This window comes from Brachybacterium hainanense, assembly GCF_042434575.1.
Classification (GTDB): domain Bacteria; phylum Actinomycetota; class Actinomycetes; order Actinomycetales; family Dermabacteraceae; genus Brachybacterium; species Brachybacterium hainanense.
Genome location: NZ_JBHLSV010000006.1, coordinates 92585 through 109150, shown reverse-complemented (window position 1 = coordinate 109150; position 16566 = coordinate 92585). Strand labels below are relative to the sequence as shown.

At 71.9% G+C, this 16566-nt stretch carries 19 protein-coding genes; 4 read left to right on the top strand and 15 right to left on the bottom strand.

Annotated elements, in window-relative coordinates; genetic code table 11:
* Positions 1-32 precede the first annotated feature (32 nt).
* Genes ACFFF6_RS07165 through ACFFF6_RS07155 form a run of 3 tightly spaced genes read right to left on the bottom strand, consistent with a single transcriptional unit; the run spans position 33 to position 2220 of the window.
* Positions 33-1409 carry a PTS galactitol transporter subunit IIC gene (locus ACFFF6_RS07165; RefSeq protein WP_376979525.1) on the bottom strand — a complete coding sequence of 459 codons (1377 nt, stop codon included), beginning with the start codon at positions 1407-1409 and terminating at the stop codon, positions 33-35.
* A 27-nt stretch (positions 1410-1436) separates the two neighbouring features.
* On the bottom strand, positions 1437-1727 hold the full coding sequence (locus tag ACFFF6_RS07160) for a PTS sugar transporter subunit IIB (RefSeq protein ID WP_376979523.1): 291 nt from the start codon (positions 1725-1727) through the stop codon (positions 1437-1439).
* Positions 1728-1758: 31 nt separating this feature from the next.
* The gene (locus ACFFF6_RS07155) at positions 1759-2220 is read right to left on the bottom strand and encodes a PTS sugar transporter subunit IIA (protein ID WP_376979521.1); all 462 of its coding nucleotides are present in this window, start codon (positions 2218-2220) and stop codon (positions 1759-1761) included.
* A 294-nt stretch (positions 2221-2514) separates the two neighbouring features.
* Here ACFFF6_RS07155 and ACFFF6_RS07150 point away from each other — a divergent pair, with 294 nt between their 5' ends.
* On the top strand, positions 2515-3528 hold the full coding sequence (locus ACFFF6_RS07150; protein WP_376979607.1) for a sugar-binding transcriptional regulator: 1014 nt from the start codon (positions 2515-2517) through the stop codon (positions 3526-3528).
* A gap of 72 nt (positions 3529-3600) precedes the next feature.
* Here ACFFF6_RS07150 and ACFFF6_RS07145 read toward each other — a convergent pair whose 3' ends face one another.
* A complete protein-coding gene (locus ACFFF6_RS07145) occupies positions 3601-4578 on the bottom strand; it encodes a phosphotransferase family protein (protein WP_376979519.1) in 978 nt (325 codons plus the stop codon).
* Positions 4579-4751: 173 nt separating this feature from the next.
* On the opposite strand from ACFFF6_RS07145, the gene ACFFF6_RS07140 reads away from it, so the two are divergent.
* Positions 4752-5183: an Hsp20/alpha crystallin family protein gene (locus ACFFF6_RS07140; RefSeq protein WP_376979517.1), complete on the top strand. Its 432-nt coding sequence runs from the start codon at positions 4752-4754 to the stop codon at positions 5181-5183.
* A 105-nt stretch (positions 5184-5288) separates the two neighbouring features.
* Here the strand turns inward: ACFFF6_RS07140 and ACFFF6_RS07135 are convergent, their stop codons facing one another.
* The 3 genes from ACFFF6_RS07135 to ACFFF6_RS07125 all read right to left on the bottom strand — a co-directional run bounded on the left by ACFFF6_RS07135 (position 5289) and on the right by ACFFF6_RS07125 (position 7331).
* Positions 5289-6122 (bottom strand): sulfurtransferase, encoded by an 834-nt coding sequence (locus ACFFF6_RS07135; RefSeq protein WP_376979515.1) that lies wholly within the window; start codon positions 6120-6122, stop codon positions 5289-5291.
* A gap of 88 nt (positions 6123-6210) precedes the next feature.
* Positions 6211-6735: a flavin reductase family protein gene (locus ACFFF6_RS07130; protein ID WP_376979513.1), complete on the bottom strand. Its 525-nt coding sequence runs from the start codon at positions 6733-6735 to the stop codon at positions 6211-6213.
* Positions 6732-7331 (bottom strand): superoxide dismutase, encoded by a 600-nt coding sequence (locus ACFFF6_RS07125; protein WP_376979512.1) that lies wholly within the window; start codon positions 7329-7331, stop codon positions 6732-6734. The genes ACFFF6_RS07130 and ACFFF6_RS07125 overlap by 4 nt, the downstream gene beginning before the upstream one ends.
* Before the next feature lie 139 nt (positions 7332-7470).
* On the opposite strand from ACFFF6_RS07125, the gene fdxA reads away from it, so the two are divergent.
* The gene (gene fdxA, locus ACFFF6_RS07120) at positions 7471-7791 is read left to right on the top strand and encodes a ferredoxin (protein ID WP_376979510.1); all 321 of its coding nucleotides are present in this window, start codon (positions 7471-7473) and stop codon (positions 7789-7791) included.
* 16 nt (positions 7792-7807) lie between these two features.
* Here the strand turns inward: fdxA and ACFFF6_RS07115 are convergent, their stop codons facing one another.
* From ACFFF6_RS07115 to ACFFF6_RS07105, 3 genes are read right to left on the bottom strand one after another with little or no spacing between them, the layout of a single operon-like run.
* On the bottom strand, positions 7808-8443 hold the full coding sequence (locus tag ACFFF6_RS07115; RefSeq protein WP_376979509.1) for a response regulator transcription factor: 636 nt from the start codon (positions 8441-8443) through the stop codon (positions 7808-7810).
* Positions 8443-9675, bottom strand: coding sequence for a sensor histidine kinase (locus tag ACFFF6_RS07110; protein WP_376979507.1), 1233 nt, complete (start codon positions 9673-9675; stop codon positions 8443-8445). The genes ACFFF6_RS07115 and ACFFF6_RS07110 overlap by 1 nt, the downstream gene beginning before the upstream one ends.
* A gap of 41 nt (positions 9676-9716) precedes the next feature.
* Entirely contained in the window at positions 9717-9989 is a 273-nt protein-coding gene (locus ACFFF6_RS07105) for a hypothetical protein (RefSeq protein WP_376979506.1), read from the bottom strand.
* A gap of 233 nt (positions 9990-10222) precedes the next feature.
* Between ACFFF6_RS07105 and ACFFF6_RS07100 the strand changes: the two genes are divergently transcribed.
* Positions 10223-10885: a hypothetical protein gene (locus tag ACFFF6_RS07100; RefSeq protein WP_376979504.1), complete on the top strand. Its 663-nt coding sequence runs from the start codon at positions 10223-10225 to the stop codon at positions 10883-10885.
* A gap of 38 nt (positions 10886-10923) precedes the next feature.
* On the opposite strand, the gene ACFFF6_RS07095 is transcribed toward ACFFF6_RS07100, so the two are convergent.
* The 5 genes from ACFFF6_RS07095 to hutH form a co-directional block, all read right to left on the bottom strand.
* Complete coding sequence (locus ACFFF6_RS07095; RefSeq protein WP_376979502.1) at positions 10924-11802, bottom strand: hypothetical protein; 879 nt, start codon at positions 11800-11802, stop codon at positions 10924-10926.
* Between the two features lie 117 nt (positions 11803-11919).
* The gene (locus tag ACFFF6_RS07090; protein WP_376979500.1) at positions 11920-12729 is read right to left on the bottom strand and encodes a hypothetical protein; all 810 of its coding nucleotides are present in this window, start codon (positions 12727-12729) and stop codon (positions 11920-11922) included.
* A gap of 61 nt (positions 12730-12790) precedes the next feature.
* The gene (locus tag ACFFF6_RS07085) at positions 12791-14056 is read right to left on the bottom strand and encodes a sensor histidine kinase (RefSeq protein WP_376979498.1); all 1266 of its coding nucleotides are present in this window, start codon (positions 14054-14056) and stop codon (positions 12791-12793) included.
* Between the two features lie 94 nt (positions 14057-14150).
* Positions 14151-14828, bottom strand: coding sequence for a response regulator transcription factor (locus tag ACFFF6_RS07080; RefSeq protein ID WP_376979496.1), 678 nt, complete (start codon positions 14826-14828; stop codon positions 14151-14153).
* Positions 14829-14998: 170 nt separating this feature from the next.
* Positions 14999-16540: a histidine ammonia-lyase gene (gene hutH / locus ACFFF6_RS07075; protein ID WP_376979495.1), complete on the bottom strand. Its 1542-nt coding sequence runs from the start codon at positions 16538-16540 to the stop codon at positions 14999-15001.
* Positions 16541-16566: the final 26 nt, after the last annotated feature.

Sequence of the window (16566 nt, the reverse complement as noted above, 5' to 3'; positions counted from 1 at the left end):
CAGGAGCGGGAGCGTGGTGGAGGCGCGGGCGATCAGGCCGGGACGTCCTCCTGGGTCGCCTGCGCCGCGTCCCGGTCGCGTTCGGCGATCAGGCTGCGGGAGTAGAGGACGAAGCAGGCGATCCAGGCGAGGAGGATGGCCAGGGGGATCCAGTTGCCTTCCGTCACCCGCATGAAGTTCGAGATCGCGTAGGTGAAGATCGGGGCGTCGATGCTCGAGTTGGAGATGAGCTGTCCGGGCTCGAGGTCGACGGCGCCGGTGGCGTTCGCGAGATCCGTCATGGAGGCGGCGAAGGCGGTCCCGACGTACAGGAACACGGGGGCGAACACCGTGCACTGGATGATCATCCGGATGATGTTCCCGCGGCTGGCGAAGTAGGCCGCGACCGCGATCGCGATGTTGATGATCCCGGCGAAGGGCAGGATCCCGTTGCCGGGGAGGATGAAGGCCATGACCAGGGTGATCGGGATGGTCCAGATGACGGCGAGCCAGATCTCGTTCGCCCCGCCGAGGAACGGCCAGTCCAGCCCGACGAACAGCTCGCGGTCCGTGAACCGCTTGCGCATGAACTCGGAGATCGCGTTCGAGATCGGCTCGAGCGCCGCCATGAAGTACTTCGAGATGACGGGGAAGAGCGTGAGCGCGGTCGCGCACTGCACGCCGAGCGTGAGGATCCCGGCGATGTCGAACCGTGCGAGGAGCCCGAAGACCACGCCCAGGATGAAGCCGAGGACATGGTTCTCCGCGAAGATCCCCAGCTTGTTGCGCAGATCCTCCGCGTTGAAGGAGCGATCGAGGCCCGGGATCCGGCGCAGCACCAGGTCCAGGATGTGCATCGGCGCGGCCATGAAGACCATGCGGTGGGTGATGGTGACGCCGGGGATGCCGGACATCTTCTCGACCCGGTGCTGGTGGAAGTCGGCGGCCTTCAGCTCGAACACGACCTGCACGGCCGCGACCAGGAACGCGAGGACGAGGTTGCCCGTGATCGCGTAGACCGCGACGGCGGTGAAGATCTTCCCCCACACGTTCCACAGGTCCGCGTTGAAGGTCTTCGTGCGGTTGATGACGATCAGCACGATGTTCACGCCGACGACCAGCGGGAACATGAGGAAGGCCCACGGCCACGACCACGAGATCGTGGACATGGTGGTCCAGCCGCCGTCGACGATCGGGAGGTTGACGCCGATCGTCTCCGCCATCGCCTGCGCTGCCGGCGTGATCGCGCCGGTCATGAAGGAGATGAGCATGAGCATCCCGGAGAAGGCCACGCCGAGCGTGATCCCGGCCGAGACGGCGTCCTTCACCTTCATGCGCACGACCAGGCCGGCGATGATGATGATGATCGGGACGAAGACCGCAGCACCCAGCGAGAGGAAGAAGTTGACGCCGTCTTGCAGGAAGTTCATGACATCCCTCCGAGCGAATGGGGTGGATCAGGACTGGTTCTGGCGGATCGCGGCGAGGAGCTTCTCGAACTCCTCGTCCTGGCCCATCCCGGTGAGGAATGCGATCCCGTTGATGACCGGCACCGTGCGCTGGGTGTTCTCGCGGACGATGGTGATGTAAGCGGCCGCACCCTGCAGGTGACGGTCGACGGACTTCAGGTCGACGGCCGTGACCTCGGCATCGACCTTGGCCTCCTTGAGCAGGCGGTTGACCTTGCTCGCAACCGTCTGGGAGGTGGCGACTCCGCTGCCGCAGGCGACGATGACCTTCGCGCTCATGATGGTTACTCCTTCGTATCCGTGAGGGTGCTCAGCCCTGGATGGACTGAACCGCCGAGAAGTACTCCTCGGCCGATCCCGCGGACGCGAGCCGCGGGAAGAATTCGGGGTCCTGGCTGGCGATCATGAGGTCCTGGAGGACCTTCACGTGACCATCGGCCTTGGTGAATCCGAGCAGGAAGACGAACCGGACGGGGTGGGTCACGTCGTCGTTGCCCATCTCGTGCCAGGGAATGGGGCTCGCGAGCCGGATCGGGGCGATGAACGGCTCGAGGATGTGCACCGCATCGGCGTGGGGGATCGCCATGGCCTCCGGCTGCGTGGGCAGCGCCGTGGGGTACGTCGCCTCCCGCAGCGCGAGAGCGTCTCCGAAGCTCTCCTTCACGTAGCCGGCCTCCTGCAGCATGTGGGACATGTGCGCGAAGAGCTCTCCGGTGCTCGCGACCTCCAGGTCGACCTGCACGAGGTCCTTTGTGACGAGTCCGTCGCTCATTCCGTCTCCTTGATCGGGCCGGCTGCGCGCTCCGCTGCGAGCTGCCGACGTACCCCGTGTGCCGATGCGGTGCCCTGGACGCTACCGCCGCGGAACACCCCCAGCAACAGCGAAACTGAACAGATGTTCATCGATGCAGAGAGTGGCGCTGTCCCTGCACGTAGCAGGCAGGTCATCGCCATCCCCTCATGGAGCGAGGCAGAAAGAACGAGCATCTGTTCATCGCCCGGCTCCTCGGAGATCCGGTGTCCGCACCCGCTCGCGGGCCCGAGCGCATAGCCTGACGCCGTGACCATGCAGCGTGAACGCGACGACATCACGACGCTCCTGTGCGTCGCGCGTCTCTACTTCGAGGAGCGCCGCACCCAGGCCCAGATCGCCCAGGAGGTCGGCTACTCCCGGCCGACCGTGTCCCGGATGCTCGCCCGTGCGCAGCAGATCGGCGTCGTCCGCGTGACGATCAGCCATCCGCTCGAGCGGATCCTCGCGATCGAGGGACGGCTGCGACGGGCTCTGCAGCTCGAGGCGATCCGGGTCGCCGAGAACGCCGGGCCGGATCCGATCGACGACGTGGGACGCATGGCTTCGGACCTCCTCCTGGACCTCGCCGAGGAGCGCAGCGTCATCGCGGTGGGCAACGGCCGGACGGTCGCCGCCGCCGCCCGCCACGTTCCACTCACCCCTCTGCCCCGCACGACGATCGTGCAGATGCTCGGCTCCCTCCCCGGAGGGCGCCCCGAATGGGGTCGCGACTCCCCCACCATCTGCCATCAGATCGCGAAGCAGCTCGGGGCGACCAGCGCACGCATCCCGATCCCCCTCTTCGTCGACGACCCGGGGCTCGCTCGGGCGCTGCTGCGGGAGGAGAGGGTCGCCACCACCATGGCCCTCGCGGCCCGCGCCGACATCGCCCTCGTCGGCGTCGCCGGGATCCATGCACCTGCGGACGGCGACGTCCTGGCCGAGTACCTCACCCCGGAGATCTCCGCCGCGATCAGCCGGGGCGCCGCGGTCGGGCACATCCTCGACCACCACTTCGACGCGGAAGGCCGCCACGTCCGCACCCCGCTCTCGGAGCGGACGCTCGCACTCTCCCTCGAGGAGCTGCGCCGGATCCCGACGGTGGTCGGCGTCGCCTGCGGCCCCGAGAAGGAGGAGGCGATCATCGCGGCCGTCCGCGGCGGGATCCTCGACGCCCTGGTGACCGACGAGGCGACCGCGGAGGGGATCCTCGACCGGCTCGAGGGAACGACCCGGACCGATCGCGCGCTCGGCACGCACAGATCAGGACGTGTCCGGCCTGTCTGATGCCCGTTCGCCACGGCCCGGGACCGGCGGCTGAGCGCACCGGGCCGTGCCATCGTCCCGTCGCCGGACAGCTCACCGGAGCACGGGGGCGAGATATCCGCCCTCGGGATCGAGCAGCCCGGAGAGCAGCCGGCCCGGGCGCCACAGCTGCGCCGATTCCCGGATGTCGTCGTGCCCGAGCCAGATGTCCAGGTCCCGCAGCTGGTCGAGGACCGCGGCCCCGTGGAGGAGCACGCGGCCGCGGACAGGGTCCATGCCCCGGGCGGCGATGCCTGCCGCGGCGTCGCCCGCCGCGGAGTCCACGTGGTCGCCGTCCTCGCTCACCCGCGCCTCGCACATCAGCCGGGCGAGGTCGATCTCGACCGGTCCGCGCACGGCGAACTCGAAGTCCAGCAGGGCGACGACCTCGTCGTCCCAGAGCGCGTTCATCAACGCGAGGTCGCCGTGGGCCACGACCTGCGCGGCGTCCGGGGCCGCCCGGAAGTACTCGCCGATGATCCTGCGGAGCCGGGAGCGCCGCCCTTCGGGCAGGTCCAGCGCGCCCTCGGCCCGCCCCGCCGCCGCCAGGGCGTCCTCGAGCGTCTCCGGGACGTATCCCCCGTGCGACTCCACGTGCGCCTGCAGCGCGGGCGTCGCCCGATGCGCGGCCCGGGCCCGCTCCCACAGCTGCTGGACGGCCTGTCTCTGCTGCGAGGACGTCAGCGCCCGCCACACGTCCTGCAGGTTCCGGCCCCGGACCTCTCGAGTCACGATCCAGCCGTGCCCCTCGACGGTGCCCGCGCCGAGGATCTCGGGGTGCCCGACCTCCCGCGGCAGGGCGCGGACGAGCGCCACCTCGCGGGCCATGTCGCCGGGGTCGTGCGCGATCCGCACCGCGATGCCCTCGCCCACCCAGGTCGCATGGGAGTACCCGTTCGCGCGCCGCATCCGTGCGAGGTCGGCGCCGTGACGGGCGGCGACCTCGGCCGCCAGGCGCCGGACCAGCGCGACACGGGACGGGTCGCGGCGGCGGTCGAGCGGGTGGACGGTCGCATCGGGCTCCGAGCTCATCCGGTCACCCTCTCACGGGCTCCGCCGCGCGGCCCTCGCGGCGTTCGCCGCCGGCGAACGAACTCTGGCACTCTCATGGGGAGAGTGCTAATTTTCTGCTCAGCGGGGGCAGGACGAGCCCCGCACCCCCGAAAGCCGCGGCCACCCGAGGTGGCCCTCAGGAAGGAGAAGCGATGGCACCCTACGATCCGCTCCGGGACCTGGAGCGCTTCACCCACTCGATCCTCGACCCGGGCCGTCGAGGCCTGCGTCAGATCCCGATGGATCTGTACCGCACCCAGGAGGGATACGTCCTGAGCGCGGATCTGCCCGGGATCGACCCCGAGTCCGTCGACGTCGACGTCGACGGGCAGCTGCTCACCATCCGGGCCGAGAGGACGATCGCCCCGGAGGAGAACGCGCAGTGGATCACGCGCGAGCGCACGGGAGGTACCTTCCTGCGCCAGCTGAGCCTCGGACAGGGGCTCGACACCGACGGCATCGCCGCGAGCTACCGCAACGGCGTGCTCACGGTGACGATCCCCGTCAGCGAGAAGGCGAAGCCTCGCAAGATCGAGGTCCGCACCGCCGATGATCCCCAGCAGATCGAGGCGAGCTCGAGCTGAGCAGTCCGCCGCGGGAGGGGCGACGCCGAGCCCCTCCCGCGGCGAGCCCGCGCCGTCGCGAGCCGGGGGCCTTCCACGGCGCCGGGCCCGCGCGCACCGGCGAGGTCACCTCTGCGCCGAGCGCCCCGGGATCGCCGCGTACTCGGACCAGCCTCCGGGATACAGGCGTCCCCGACCGAGACCGATGTGCTCCAGGGTCAGCAGAGTGTGGCACGCGGTGACCCCCGAGCCGCAGGAGGAGATGACCTCCGCACCGTCCTCGACACCCGCTCGCCGGAACGTCTCCCGCAGCGTCGCGGCCGACAGCAGCCGGCCCTCGGCGTCGAGGTTCCGACGACAGGGGATGTTGACGGCGCCCGGGATGTGCCCCGGCAGCGGATCGCTGGGTACCTGCAGGCTCCCGTCGAAGCGGTCGGGGTTGCGGGCATCCAGGACGAGGCCCGGCCAGGCGTCGACCTCATCGGCGTCCGCGAGCAGCTCCGCCGGCCACGGGATCACCGGGCGCTCCTGCGGCGCGAGCCGCACGAGGTCGGTCCCGAGATCCCCGGACCATGCGGCGAGCCCTCCGTCGAGCAGAGCGGCGCTCCCTCCGATGGCCCGCAGCATCCACACCAGGCGCGCCGCGATGACGCCGCCGGCATCGTCGTAGGCGACGACGGCGGTGTCCTCTCCGATGCCGAGACCGCCCAGGCCGCGCGCGAACACGGCGGGATCGGGCAACGGGTTGAGCCCCGCCGGTCCGGCGTCGCCGGACAGCCACCGGTCCAGGTCCACGAAGACCGCCCCGGGGATGTGCCCGCTCCGGTACGCCGCCTCCCCGGACGTCCCGTCCAGGTACCAGCGCACATCGGCGAGGACGACCTCGTCCCGATGCGCCTGCAGCCAGGCGTCGTCGACGAACGGGCGCATCACCCCTGGCCGCTTTCGCTGTGCATCCATCGCTCGAGCCTAGAGGGTCGTCCACATGTCGAGAGCCGAGTCTCGCATGACGGAACAGCCTGCGGACAGCTCCGCCGCCGGGGCCCCGTCAGCCCTCCAGGGTCTGCGCCCCTGTGACGAACCCGCGGTTCCAGCGCAGCAGCGGCGGGCTCTCCCGATGAGCGCTGCCGCGACGCACCTCGCCGACGACGAGCAGCTGGTCGGCCACCGGCGTCACTGCGTGCGTCGTGCACGCGAGGGCGACGAGCGCATCGGGCAGGACCACCGGCCCCTCGTCCGTGCGCTCCGCCCCCGCGGCCGCGAGCGCGGCCAGGCGCTCCTCGCGCGTGGTGGGGCCGGTGAGGGTGCGGACCAGGCCCAGGTGATCGGCTGCGAGGATCGACACGGCCCAGGGCGCGCCGGCGGCGATCGCGGCGGCGCCCGCGCGGGTGCGCCCCATCGACACGGCGATCGTGAAGGGATCCACGGAGGCGGTCAGCACGGAGGCGGCGATGAAGAACAGGTCCTCGCCGCCGTCCCGCGTCGTCACGAGGGTGACGCCGCTGCCGTACTGCGCGAAGCTGTCGTACAGCGCCGGCGCCTCGCGGACATGGGGGTGCTGCGTCGCGGTCACGAGCGGGCGGCCTCCAGACGGCGTGCGACATCGTCCCAGTTCACGATGTTCCAGAAGGCCTTCACGTAGTCGGCGCGCACGTTCGCGTAGTCGAGGTAGTAGGCGTGCTCCCACACGTCCAGCTGCAGCAGCGGGACGATCCCGACGGGGATGTTGCCCTGCTGGTCATACAGCTGGAAGATCAGCGGACGCTGTCCGGTCGTGTCCCAGCCGAGCACGGACCAGCCGGATCCCTGGACGCCGAGCGCGGTCGCGGTGAAGTGGCTCTTCAGCCGATCGAAGGAGCCGAAGTGCTCGCCGATGGCCTCGGCGAGCTCCCTCGTCGGCTCGCCGCCGCCCTCGGGCGAGAGGTTCTGCCAGAACACGCTGTGGTTCACATGCCCGCCCAGGTTGAAGGCGAGGTCCTTCTCGAGCTTGTTGACGTTCGCGAAGTCACCCGTCTCACGGGCCTCCGCCAGCTTCTCGAGGGCCGTGTTCGCTCCGGTGACGTAGGCCTGATGGTGCTTGGAGTGGTGCAGCTCCATGATGCGGGCGGAGATGTGCGGGGCGAGAGCGGAGTAGTCGTAAGGCAGGTCGGGCAGGGTGTAGACGGGCATGTCGCGTCCTCTCGGGTCGATGCCCCGACCCTAGGACCTCATGTGCGCTTGAGGTCAAGACGGGCCCGGTTGACCTCGAGCGCACATGAAGTCGTAGCCTCGAGAGGCCAGCTCGCGCATCGGAGGAACCGAGGAGCCCATGACCTACGTGATCGCCCTGCCCTGCGTGGACGTGAAGGACCGCGCCTGCGTGGACGAATGCCCCGTGGACTGCATCTACGAGGGGACCCGTTCGCTGTACATCCAGCCGGACGAGTGCGTGGACTGCGGCGCCTGCGAGCCCGTCTGCCCGGTCGAGGCCATCTACTACGAGGACGACCTGCCCGATGCCTGGACGGACTACTACGCCGCGAACGTCGAGTTCTTCGACGACCTGGGCATGCCCGGCGGTGCCGCGAAGCTGGGCGTGATCGACAAGGACCATCCGCTCATCGCCGCTCTCCCGCCGCAGAAGCCCTGAGCAGGCCCTCCGCGCCTCAGCGGTGCAGGATCTTGTAGAGCTGCAGCGCGAGCGCCGTCCGGTCGCGCGCCCCGAGCTTCCGCAGCAGGGCGCTCACGTGGTTCTTCACCGTGCCCTCGGCCAGCACCAGCTCCTCCGCGATCTCGGTGTTCGTCCGGCCCTGGGCCACCTGCTCCGCGACCAGGCGCTCCGTGCGGGTGAGCACGCCGAGCGGATCGTCCTGCGGAGCCGACGCGCGCTCCCCGACCGCCGCCCGCGCCACCCGAGGATCCACGACCCGTCCGCCCTGCGCGGCCGTGCGGATCGCCGCCGCGAGCGCATCCGTCGAGGTGTCCTTGAGCAGGAATCCCGCGGCTCCGGCGGCCAGCGCGCTCTGCACGAGCGCATCCTCGTCGAAGGTGGTGAGCAGCAGGACGGGCAGGCCCGGATGCTCCGCGGCGCAGCGCGCGACCAGCTCCACCCCGTCCATGCCCGGCATCCGCGCATCGGTGACGACCACGTCGATCCCGCCCCGGCGGAGGACGGCGAGCGCCTCGGCGCCGTCCACCGCCGAGGCGCCGATCTCGATGCCCTCGACGGTGGACAGCAGCATCGCGAGGCCGCGCCGCAGCAGCTGCTGGTCATCGACCACGAGCACCGTCAGCACGTCCATCAGCACACCCCCCGCAGCCGCAGCTCGAGGACGAAGCGGTCCCCTTCGCGGTCGGCGCGCAAGCTCCCGCCGCACAGCTCGGCGCGGTCGGCGATGCTCCGCAGCCCGAAGCCGGGCTCCGCCGGCCCCTGCGGCACCCGGGCCCGCGCCAGCTCGTCCATGTCGTTGCTCATCGAGAGGATGACGTCGCCGTCGGCGAGATCCGCGCGGATGTCGACCGTGCGCGCACGGGAGTGCCGCAGGGCGTTGGTCAGCCCCTCCTGGACGGTGCGGTAGACCTGCAGGGACAGAACCTCGTCCGCCGTGAGCCGTGCATCGGCGCAGTCGGCCACCGTCACCTGGACCGCGAGACCCGTCCCCCGGAATGACTCCGCGATCGCCTCGAGGGCCGCGGCACCGCGGGCCGAGGGGTCCCGCACCGGGCTGAGGGCCCGCACCCAGGTGCGCATCTCCGTGAGGGCGCCGTGCGCGGCGTCACGCGCCTCCCCGATCTCCGTCCAGGCCGCCTGCGGATCGCGCACGCGGATCCGCTCGGCGTACTCGAGGCTCATGGACACGAGCGTGAGCCGATGCCCGAGGCCGTCGTGCAGGTCACGGGCGCTGCGGGTCCGCTCGTCGGCCAGCAGGAGCTCCTTCTCCGTCTCCGCGGCGTGGCGCAGCCGGGCGATGACCTCGGCGTCCTGGGCGAGACGCTCCTCGTAGCCGCGCAGCGCCAGACCCAGCGCCACGCCGAAGAGGAGCAGGACCGCGAGCGGGGCGACCATGAGGACGGCGTCGACGACGTCCGGAGCCGGGGCACCGCTGACCAGCACGAGGACGAGGCCCAGCACGCTGATGCACGCGGTCGCCACGTATCCCGCGCTCGCGTTGATGTCCAGGACGGTGAGCGCGACCGCGAGGATGAGCACGGGCGCGGTGAAGCCGACTGTCCCGAGCAGCGCCACCGGGGTGGCCAGGGCGATCACGAGGAGGGAGACGGCCGCGCGCACCTGAGGCCGGCGGGCCCGGGCACGGACCGCCCACGCCGCGGCGAGCAGCACGACGAGCAGCGCCCAGCCCACCAGGAGAGCCGCATGCGATGCGTCCGTGCGCACCCGAGGGACCAGTCCGTAGGCCGAGAACCCGAGGCTGAGCAGGACGAGCAGCTGCAGGGCGGGGAGGATCCGCCGGTGCCCGGCGGGACCTCCCGTGACCGTGCTCGAGAAGGACGAGCTCGCGAGGGAGTCGGACATGGGCACAGCGTAGTTCCCACTCGGCGGCGGAGCGGCACCCGTCACGGGGACGCCTGCTGGATGACGGGCACGAGCGCCGTCCAGCCGATCATCTGGGCATCGGTCCGGTCCCCTGCGTCCACCGACTCCCAGACCCGCTCACCGCGTCGCAGGGACAGCGCGGCCGTGAAGAGGCTGCCGTCTCCGCCCGAGAGCTGCGCGACCGTTCCCGCGGGAAGGCCGGACGCGAAGGCGGCGTCGTCGATGCGCACGGCGCGATACACCCCGGCGGGTTCCGGCCCGTCTCCCGTCCCGAGCTCGAAAAGCCGCGTCATGCCACTCCCCTGCCCCACACCCGCACGAGCGACCCGGACCGACGACGTACGAGGAGCGTGTTTTTCCGACAACAGTCCAACAATAGCGTGGGCGCGGGCAGCAGCACGGCTCTCCGCCCCTGACCGCGAGCGTGGCAGGGGACCGTCACGAGCCGCTTCTGGCGTGTGACAGGGCGGCCCTATCGTTCACCATGCCGATCCGTCGGCAGACCTGTCGCACCCGAGGGAGCATGATGAGAGACCGGACCGACCGCGGTGCGCCGCCCGCATCGCCGAGCACCCGCCGAGCCCTGATCCGCAGCACGGTCTGGGCGGCTCCCGTGGCCGTGGCCTCGGTCGCGATGCCGGCGGTGGCCGCCTCCCCCACCTGCTCTCCCGAACCCGATCCCACGGCCGCTCTCGCCTACGACGGGAGCCTCTCCGCCTGGACGCAGGTGGCCACGCCCGGATCCTTCCGCACCTCGACGCCGGTGCAGTTCTCCGCGCGCTACGCCCCCGGCGGAGCGAACGAGCTCGGCGATGTCGCCGTGCTCAGCCTCGACCCGGTCACCTCCGGCGCGGTCACGGTGCAGCTGACGCGGGAGAGCGTCTGCCTGGCCGCCGGCACCTACGAGCTCAGCTTCCGCTGGACGGCGTTCGGCCGGAACAATCGCGGCATCTGGCTCACAGCAGCGGTCCTGGACGCGGAGACCGGGGCGAACATCGGCGGACTCGCAGCGAAGGACCAGGTCACGGTCCCGGCGCGGAGCGCGCACGTCTCCGGGACCCGGAGCTTCCGGATCACCCTCCCGCGGACCGCCGCGATCGCCGTCCGCTACGTCATCGGCTTCCCGGCCGGGAGCGTCGGCGCGACGAACGACATCGGGGTGCAGGCCCCCGCCGTCACCGCCCTCTGACCGGCCCCGGCCGGTCAGCCGTGTGCGGACGGGGGCGATCACAGGTCGGATCCCCATCGCAGCCCGATGACTCCCGGACCGAACGAACCGCGGGCGACATGGACGGTGCGCTGCGCACGGATGTCCGTGACCCGATCGGGACCACCGCCCGTCTCGTAGGACTCGATCCAGTCGGGGACGGGCGCCTCGGCGAAGGTCGCCATCAGGCTGACGCTCCTCACCCGTCGCACGAAGCTCTGCTCGATCTTCATGTCCCGGGGATGCGCAGCAGGGAACGTGCGCAGGAAGGAGACGGCGAACTCCTCGCCCGGGTCGTAGGTCCGCTCCAGCCTCGCCCGGATGACGTGCACCCGCCCTCCCAGGACGGGCTCGAGCCACATGTCCGCGGCCCCGGCGAGCACCGTCAGCTCGGGCACGACCTCCGTCGGCACCGGCGGCAGGCTCAGTCCGATCGAGGCGTCGGTCGGGGTGCGGAGCACCTGGATCACGGTGTCCACGCGGAGGCGACGGACCTCCCCGGACGGCCCCGCCTCCGCCGCCGCGTGGAACTGGATCTGTCGAAGGTTCTCGAGCGCGCCGGGCTGGTGACGGGCCACGACGGACTCCACCAGCGCGCAGAGCTCCTCGTCCTGGTACGGCTTCGCGATGTCCGATACGCGTCCCAGCCGCGGGACCGGGGCGAGCGCCTCGGCCAGGGTCCCCGGGGTGAGATCGAGGAGATCCTCCAGCACGTCGACGATCTGCAGGGATCGTCCGCCGTGCGGCGTGCGCTCCCCGTTCTTCCAGTAGGTCAGCGTGGTCCGCCCGATGGGGTGCCCCATCGCATGCAGCTGCTCATGGACCCACGACAGGCTGCGGCCCCGAGAATCCAGCGCTCTGCGAAGTCGTGCGGAGAACTCTCCGGCCGGCTGCGGCATGATGCTCCCCCTCGTCGGTGCTCGCACGGCAACGGCACGAGGGTAGGGGCGGGGCACGCGACCCGTCCCATGACGACGGTCATGATCATGCGCCGTCCTCCGGGCCGGGTCGCGGCGTCAGCGGTCCAGCTCGACGTCCGTCACGGCCAGGTCGGCATCGAGCGCGACCTCGACCTCGGAGCCGCCCTCCTGCAGCAGCGTCACCTCGAAGGCGGTGCCGCGGTGGTCGGAGGTCTCGATCGCGCCGATGGTGCCCGCGTCGTGGCCGGCGTCGGTCGAGGCGGTGACCGCCGCGGATTCGAGCGCCTCGAGCTGGGACAGGTCGAGGACGGGATCGGCCCCGTCGGCATCATCCTCGTCGTCGGTGTCCTCACGATCCTGCGAGGCGGTGCCGTCCTGGGCGATGAAGACGTCGACGGAGGTCCCGTCGGCCAGGACGACCTCGACCTCATAGCCGCCGTTCTCGACGTCGATGCTGCTCACCCCGGTGCCGGAGGCCTCGGACTGCGCGGCCTCCGCGGCGGAGCGCAGGGAGGCGAGATCGGCGGCGGGGCGCTCCGCGCCCTGGTCCGCGGCCCCGCCCTGATCGTCCGCGTCATCGTCTGCGTCGCCCTGATCGTCCGCGTCTTCCTCGTCATCTCGATCATCCTCGTCATCCCGGTCGTCCTCGTCGTCGCGGTCCTCGTCATCCGCATCGGAGCCCGCGTCGGAGCCGGAGCCGGCGGGGGTGGTGGTCATGGTGCCGTCACCGCTCTCGTCGCCGCCGTCGTCGGAGCCGCCGAGGGCGTAGGCGCTCCCGCCGATCACGAGGAGCGCGGCGGCTGCGGCGATGCCGCCGGTGAGCACGGTGCGCAGGCGACGGGTGGGGCGGGCCGCGGGCGCGGCGGTGGTCTCGGAGGGGGCGGTGGTCTTCTTGTTCGTGGTCATGGCTCCACTGTGCCCAGCGGGCGCTGAAGCCGTTCTGAAGCGAGCTGAAGCTCGTTTCAGGTCAGGGTGCCGCGGGCAGCTCGACCCGCAGGAGGGCCCCGCCGAGAGTGCCCTGGCCTGCGGTGACGCTGCCGCCATGGGAGGTCGCGACCTCGCGGACGATCGCGAGGCCCAGGCCGCTGCCGCCTTCGTCGCGGGCGCGTCCCTCGTCGAGGCGCGCGAAGCGGTCGAACACGGCGGCACGTTCATCTTCGGGGATGCCGGATCCGTCGTCCTCGACCTCGAGCAGCACCCGGCTCCCCTCGCCGCGGACCCGCAGCGCGACCGTGCCGTCGGCGTGCCGCGCGGCGTTGTCGACGAGGTTCCGCAGCAGGCGGCCCAGCAGCACGGGGTCTCCGATGACGCGGCCCGGTCCGATCCCGCGGGCATCGACCTGCACGCCCATCGGCCGCAGCCGCTCGGCCTCGGCGAGCGCGAGATCGTCCAGGTCGACCTCCGTCGCGGCGCGCTCGCGGCGCTCGTCGAGACGGGCGAGCAGCAGCATGCCCTCGACGAGGTCCTGCATGCGAGCGCCTTCGGCGAGGACCACGTCCCCGAGGGCGCGGGCGTCCATCGCCTCGGGGTGGGCGCGGGCGAGCTCGGCGTGCTGGCGGATCGTCGCGAGCGGCGAGCGCAGCTCGTGGGAGGCGTCGCTGACGAAGCGGCGCTGCGTGGCCTGAGCCCGCTCGATCCGCTCGAGCATCCGGTTCATGGTCGCGGCGAGGGCGCCGAGCTCGTCGTTGCCGCCGGCATCGACCCGGGCGGAGGGTTCTGCCGCGTCGATCGCGTCGACCTGGCGCCGCAGCTCCTCGACAGGGGCGAGCGCGCGGCCGGTCACGACCCACACCACCCCGCCCACGAGCAGGACCATGAGCGGCACGGCGATGATCAGGAGGGTGCGCGAGGTGGCGACGGCCTCGTCGACGTGCTCGAGGGAGCGCCCGACGGTGAGCATCCCTGCATCGGTGTCCTCGGCGAGCACCAGATAGGGCTCGCCGTCGATGACGACGCGGCGGCTCTCTCCCGGGGCGAGCTCGGGCAGCCGTGCCGCGGCGTCGTCGTTGATCGTGCCGGCGCCGCCCTCGGTCCCGGCCAGCCGCACCAGCAGGTCGTCGTCGATCTCCGCGAGCGCGGCCGGGGCCGACTCGGCCTGGTCGCCCAGGGTCTCGAGATCCTGTTCCGCGGCGACGGCGACCCCGTCGGCCAGCGCGCGGGCGAGGATGCTCACGGCGGCGAAGGAGCCGACCGCCAGCACGAGCGCCACGACGAGGAGCGCCCAGGCGGTCACCCGGGCCCGGATCGAGCGGGACAGGCGCGGGCGGGCGGGAGACGCAGAGCGCGGGCGGGCGGGAGAGGCAGAGCGCGGGCGGGCCTCCGGCATCTCAGCCGCCCGTCGCGGAGAGGCGGTAACCGGCGCCGCGCACGGTCTCGATGGCCTCCCGCCCGAAGGGTCGGTCGATCTTGCGGCGCAGGTGGCCGATGTACACCTCGACGATGTTCGGGTCGCCGACGAAGTCGGCGCCCCAGACGTTGGCGATGACCTCCGCCTTGGTGACGACCTCGCCGCGGCGGCGCAGCAGGAAGTCGAGGACCGCGATCTCGCGGGCGGTGAGCGTCACCTCGGTCTCGCCGCGGAACACCTGACGTGCCGCGGGGTCCAGGCGGAGGTCGCCGGCTTCGAGGGCGGCGGGCCGGTCGCGGGCTCCGCGACGGACGAGGGCGCGCAGCCGCGCCACGAGCACGGGATAGGAGAACGGCTTGGTCAGCCAGTCGTCGCCGCCGGTGTCGAGCCCCTCGACCTCGTCCCACTCGCCGTCCTTGGCGGTGAGGAACAGCACCGGCGTCCAGTCCCCGGCGGCGCGCAGCTCCCGGCACACCCGGTAGCCGTTCATGCCGGGCATCATCACGTCCAGCACGATCGCGTCGTAGTCGTGGTCTGCGGCGAGGTCGAGGCCGCCCAGGCCGTCGTGCGCGACATCCACGGCCATGCCCTCGGCCTCGAGGCCGCGGCGCACGCCGTCCGCGAGGCGCACCTCGTCGTCCACGATCAGGATCCGCATGTCCCCAGTGTGCCCGCACCGCGCTGAAGCGGGGCTGAAGCGGTGCGGGCGGCGGAGGAGCGAAGACTTCTGGAGCCTGGGAGACATGGCGCGGACGAGGAAGCGCTGTCCCGCCCTGGGGCTCCAGAAGTCTCCGGTCGCGGCCGCCAGCCCCGGCGCTTCGGGCCGGATCAGGCGAGGCGGCCGCTGACCTCCTGTGCGGCCGCGAGGATGCTGCCGTCCTTCAGGAGCTCCTCGGCGGCGGCGATCTCGGGTGCGAGGAAGCGATCGGGGCCGGGGCCCTCGACGCGCTCGCGCAGCACCGCGAGCACGGCGGACGCGGCGGGCGAGGGCGCGAGCGGGGCGCGCAGGTCGATCGCCCGGGCGGCGGTGATCAGCTCGATCGCGAGGACGCGGCGCAGGCAGTCGACGGCGGTGCGCAGCTTCCGTGCCGCATGCCACCCCATCGACACATGGTCCTCCTGCATCGCGGAGGACGGGATGGAGTCGACGCTCGCGGGGGCGGCCAGGCGCTTCATCTCGGAGACGAGGCCGGCCTGCGTGTACTGCACGATCATGAAGCCGGAGTCGACGCCCGGGTCATCGGCCAGGAAGGGCGGCAGGCCGTGGGAGCGGGACTTGTCGAGCATCCGGTCGGTGCGGCGCTCCGCGATCGAGGCGAGGTCCGCGGCGACCACGGCGAGGAAGTCGAGGACGTAGGCGACCGGGGCGCCGTGGAAGTTGCCGTTGGAGGTGACGGTGCCGTCCTCGAGGACGACGGGGTTGTCGATCGCGCTCGCGAGCTCGCGCTCGGCGACGGTGCGGGCGTGGGCGATGGTGTCGCGGACGCCGCCGGCGACCTGGGGGGCGCAGCGCAGCGAGTACGCGTCCTGCACGCGGGAGCCCTCCGCGGCGACATCGGCGATGATCCCCGACCCCTCGAGGAGCGCGAGGATGTTCCCGGCCGATGCGGCCTGGCCGGGATGCGGCCGCAGCGGGGCATGCAGCTCGGGGCGGAAGACGGTGTCGCGGCCGCGCAGGCCCTGCACCGACAGGGACGTCGTGAGGTCCGCGGTCCGTACCAGGTCCTCGAGGTCGGCGAGCGCCATCAGCAGCATGCCGAGCATGCCGTCGGTGCCGTTGATGAGGGCCAGGCCCTCCTTCTCCTCGAGCAGGACGGGGGCGATGCCGGCCTCGGCGAGCAGCTCGGGCACGGGGCGCTCGACGCCGTGGCGGTCGCGGGCGCGGCCCTCGCCCATGAGGACGATCGCGCAGTGCGCGAGCGGCGCGAGGTCGCCCGAGCAGCCCAGCGAGCCGTACTCGTGGACGATGGGCGTGATCCCTGCGTTGAGCAGGGCGATCATCGTCTCCACGACGAGGGGGCGCACTCCGGTGCGCCCGGAGGCGAGGGTCTTGGCGCGCAGCAGCATGAGGGCGCGGACGACCTCGGTCTCGACCTCGGGACCGGTGCCGGCGGCGTGGGAGCGGATGAGGGAGCGCTGCAGGGCGTGGCGCATGCTGGGCGGGATGGAGGTGTCGGCGAGGGCGCCGAAGCCGGTGGACACGCCGTAGACGGGGACGGTGCCGCCGGCGAGCGCGTCGATGTGGGCGCGGACGCGGGCGATCTCCTCGCGCGCCGCGGGGTCCAGGCGCAGCTCCGCGCCGTGACGGGCGACCGCGAGCACGTCCGCGGGGGTGAGGCCGGAGGTGGACAGGACGATGGTGGTGGTCATACGACCGAGGCTAGGCGCGGGCGGGC

Bases quoted from the DNA above. Each gene is read 5' to 3' on its own strand.
- ACFFF6_RS07165 (WP_376979525.1), bottom strand. From the start codon at position 1,409: ATGAACTTCCTGCAAGACGGCGTCAACTTCTTCCTCTCGCTGGGTGCT.
- ACFFF6_RS07160 (WP_376979523.1), bottom strand. From the start codon at position 1,727: ATGAGCGCGAAGGTCATCGTCGCCTGCGGCAGCGGAGTCGCCACCTCC.
- ACFFF6_RS07155 (WP_376979521.1), bottom strand. From the start codon at position 2,220: ATGAGCGACGGACTCGTCACAAAGGACCTCGTGCAGGTCGACCTGGAG.
- ACFFF6_RS07150 (WP_376979607.1), top strand. From the start codon at position 2,515: ATGCAGCGTGAACGCGACGACATCACGACGCTCCTGTGCGTCGCGCGT.
- ACFFF6_RS07145 (WP_376979519.1), bottom strand. From the start codon at position 4,578: ATGAGCTCGGAGCCCGATGCGACCGTCCACCCGCTCGACCGCCGCCGC.
- ACFFF6_RS07140 (WP_376979517.1), top strand. From the start codon at position 4,752: ATGGCACCCTACGATCCGCTCCGGGACCTGGAGCGCTTCACCCACTCG.
- ACFFF6_RS07135 (WP_376979515.1), bottom strand. From the start codon at position 6,122: ATGGATGCACAGCGAAAGCGGCCAGGGGTGATGCGCCCGTTCGTCGAC.
- ACFFF6_RS07125 (WP_376979512.1), bottom strand. From the start codon at position 7,331: ATGCCCGTCTACACCCTGCCCGACCTGCCTTACGACTACTCCGCTCTC.
- fdxA (WP_376979510.1), top strand. From the start codon at position 7,471: ATGACCTACGTGATCGCCCTGCCCTGCGTGGACGTGAAGGACCGCGCC.
- ACFFF6_RS07115 (WP_376979509.1), bottom strand. From the start codon at position 8,443: ATGGACGTGCTGACGGTGCTCGTGGTCGATGACCAGCAGCTGCTGCGG.
- ACFFF6_RS07110 (WP_376979507.1), bottom strand. From the start codon at position 9,675: ATGTCCGACTCCCTCGCGAGCTCGTCCTTCTCGAGCACGGTCACGGGA.
- ACFFF6_RS07105 (WP_376979506.1), bottom strand. From the start codon at position 9,989: ATGACGCGGCTTTTCGAGCTCGGGACGGGAGACGGGCCGGAACCCGCC.
- ACFFF6_RS07100 (WP_376979504.1), top strand. From the start codon at position 10,223: ATGAGAGACCGGACCGACCGCGGTGCGCCGCCCGCATCGCCGAGCACC.
- ACFFF6_RS07095 (WP_376979502.1), bottom strand. From the start codon at position 11,802: ATGCCGCAGCCGGCCGGAGAGTTCTCCGCACGACTTCGCAGAGCGCTG.
- ACFFF6_RS07090 (WP_376979500.1), bottom strand. From the start codon at position 12,729: ATGACCACGAACAAGAAGACCACCGCCCCCTCCGAGACCACCGCCGCG.
- ACFFF6_RS07080 (WP_376979496.1), bottom strand. From the start codon at position 14,828: ATGCGGATCCTGATCGTGGACGACGAGGTGCGCCTCGCGGACGGCGTG.
- hutH (WP_376979495.1), bottom strand. From the start codon at position 16,540: ATGACCACCACCATCGTCCTGTCCACCTCCGGCCTCACCCCCGCGGAC.